The sequence below is a fragment of the Mangrovibacterium sp. genome (genome assembly GCF_059905295.1).
Genome location: NZ_JBZQJF010000114.1, coordinates 1 through 2934, shown reverse-complemented (window position 1 = coordinate 2934; position 2934 = coordinate 1). Strand labels below are relative to the sequence as shown.

Sequence of the window (2934 nt, the reverse complement as noted above, 5' to 3'; positions counted from 1 at the left end):
GTGTGATGAATGGTTTTGAAGTTTTTGCCTGAGAGCTCAAACTGTCCACCCGGTTCCAGCGTGATGGAAGCACCGTTTTGTTGTACACCAATCAGAAACTCTTTTTCCATGATCGGACTCCAGCCTTCATTGACGAAATGCTGAAGGATGGTTTTAATTCCAACTTCAGAATTGTATGGGAGACGTTTAAAATCGCCGAGCCGATAGAGAAATTTCTCATGTTCGGTACCGATTCCCCAATTTTCGAACGGGGTATTTCCTTGCTGAAAATATTCAATCAGCTGGGACTTGTGGGTAATTATTGTTGCTTTTTCTGTTGCCGTCATGAAGAAGGAGTTTCAAGATTTAAATTTTCCCAATTGGACTTTGAATATCTATTGTTTGGCTTTTAAAATGCTGTCGAGTACGTATTTTTCCACCTGTCGGTTTTTACCGATATAAGGGAAATCGTGCATGGATAACATAGCCGGTGCATTGAGCTCAACAACGATGTAATGGTCCGTAGAAGGCTCGGCTTCCCGGTCGTCAATGATGATGTCGATTCCCGCAATATGCAAGTTGGCTGATTTGGCTGCTTGTTCGGCTACTTTTTGATAGAATTCCGGCATCTCGTCGGTTACGTCAATGCTGTCACCACCGGTACTTAAGTTTGAGTTCTTTCGCAAATACACTTTTTCACCGACAGGCAAAATCGAACTTAACTCCAGATCCTGCGCTTTGAGGTGGCGTTTCACCTCATCGTCAACCTGAATCTGCAGCAACGGATGGCGATAATCAGATCCGCGGTCTTTATTTTTAAGTTCGATCAGTTCTTGTATCGAATGCTTGCCGTCGCCTGTAATATTGGCAGGTTCTCGAAAAGCAATGGCCCGCACAATGCCGTCGATTACCAGGAAGCGATATTCCTGCCCTGCAAAAAATTCTTCAACAATCACGCGCTTGGAGTGGATGAAGGCTTTTTCGATTGCCGCCTGTAGCTCTTCATAAGACTGAATGTTAGTACTCACTGCAATGCCATGGTCGGTATCAGCTGGTTTCACCACTGCCGGGAAGCTGATCGTTTGCAAGGACGCCGGATCGTATCCCTCCTTCAAAAGTAATCCCTTTGCCTGACGAATTCCGGCACGCTTTAGAAACTGCCTGGTCATCCATTTATCATTCGAAATCCAATAGGCAATCAGGCTGTTGGCATCCGAAATGGTACCTTCATGGATGATGTATTCTTTCCCTTCATACTGAACAGCAATCAAATTGTTGCTTTCGTCAATAATCTCGAGTGGAAGATTTCTGCGTAAAATCTCGGCAATAATAATCTGGGTGGTTGCTTCAAATTGCTCGTAACCGGAAAGCGGTTGAAAGTTATAGTTGCTTTTCTCCATTGTCTGTTTTCTTTGGCCGGTCAAAGTTATAAATAATGAACGGACTGAATTTACATTTGCCGGGACCGACCGTTTCGCTAATAAACAGTTAATGGAAAGAAAAGATTAGTCTGTTTTTTTTAGGGTGACATAATCGTCTAGGCACTGTTTCTTGTCAGGTTTCGCTGGCACCAGATTAGGCCTTTATCTGTTAGGTTAAGCCTCTTGTCAAGATCGAAATAGTAGAAAGTAACATCGTCGTCGAGGCGGGTCAGGCCGTCACCTTCCTCCAGATCGTGGCGTCGCGGCGACATGGTAATCGTGATGTAGCCCATTTGCGCCAGTTGTTTTTTTGAGTATTGTATTTCTGATCCTTTGTAGTCGTGCAGGCGCTCCCGACCATCAAGGTCGGTGAGTTGCAGCATTCGCTGTAGTGTTCGTTCGATCGGATGACCATTATTGTAAAGGATATCTAAAACCTCCTGCTGTACGCGATTTAATTGTTCCATGATTCCCGAATTTTAAAGTTAGTACTAATAGTGGTTTGGAAAGGCTTATCAAATTATACTCAATTCAAACGGAAGAGGTTTGAAAATTCGGGTTTAATTCAGGGGCAGTTCATTTGAGATTATCTTATTCCTGCTGATTTGCTGAGTGGATTCGATGTGTATTGGTCTATTGATAATAATTTTTAAAGATCGTAACTTGTAGTTCAATACATACAGTAAATTCTGCTGAACTTGCTAGCATTTGTTTTTTGAGTAGACCGAAAGATCTTGTTGCATTGACCTGATGTTTCGTATTCAATGCATTATTAACGAAATTTATTATTACAAGAAGTAGTGAAACTCAGAACTTCAAAAAAACTCCGGATGACAATGATGAAAAAACCTCTAGCCTTGACCGTGTTTGTTTTTTGCGGATTTATAGCCTTTGCACAACAAGATACCCTGATTGCTAAGAACGGTGATGTTATTATTGGAGAGGTGCAGTCTCTCAGCCGTAATGTCATCGCTTTTGATACGGATTATGCGGACTCTGACTTTAAGATTGAGTGGGGAGGAGTTAAGGGATTATCCACTTCGACGATATTGATCATTTTAACAACGAATGGCAAAAAACATATTGGGAAAGTCAAATATGATGACCAGGAAAACAGGACCGTAAAGGTCCTTGAGAAGGACACGGCAGTGGTTCTAAAGCTGGACGATGTTGTTAAAATAAGCACCTTGAATACCAAATTTAAGGACCGGCTTTATATTTCCATCGATGCCGGGTATTCCTTTACCAAAGCCAATCAATTATCTCAAATTTCGACTACCGGCCGGGTTAAGTATACAGAGGATAGCTGGAGCCTGGAAAGTGGTGTTAATAGTGTTATTACAAAACAAAACAAGGTGTCAACGACCAAGCGAAATGAAGCCAATATTGATTTTACCCGAGATCTTTGGGGTAATACTTACGGCTTTGCTGGTATGGAGTTTTTATCAAGTACAGAACAAAACCTGGATTTGCGTACAACCTCAAAACTGGGAGTTGGCTACTACTTTATTCGGAAAAACGGCTTGTCGTTCGC

The 2934-nt window shown here is 42.2% G+C and carries 4 protein-coding genes; 1 reads left to right on the top strand and 3 read right to left on the bottom strand.

Annotated features, from left to right (window positions below; all coding sequences use genetic code 11):
• The 3 genes from AC37HE_RS06310 to AC37HE_RS06300 all read right to left on the bottom strand — a co-directional run.
• Positions 1-326, bottom strand: a 326-nt coding sequence (locus tag AC37HE_RS06310; RefSeq protein ID WP_500781943.1) for a glutamate-cysteine ligase family protein, incomplete at its 3' end; no start/stop codon positions are given.
• Positions 327-374: 48 nt separating this feature from the next.
• On the bottom strand, positions 375-1379 hold the full coding sequence (locus AC37HE_RS06305; protein WP_500781942.1) for a glutamate ligase: 1005 nt from the start codon (positions 1377-1379) through the stop codon (positions 375-377).
• 137 nt (positions 1380-1516) lie between these two features.
• Positions 1517-1867, bottom strand: coding sequence for a hypothetical protein (locus AC37HE_RS06300; RefSeq protein ID WP_500781941.1), 351 nt, complete (start codon positions 1865-1867; stop codon positions 1517-1519).
• A gap of 369 nt (positions 1868-2236) precedes the next feature.
• Between AC37HE_RS06300 and AC37HE_RS06295 the strand changes: the two genes are divergently transcribed.
• On the top strand, positions 2237-2934 hold a 698-nt coding region (locus AC37HE_RS06295), incomplete at its 3' end, for a DUF481 domain-containing protein (protein ID WP_500781940.1).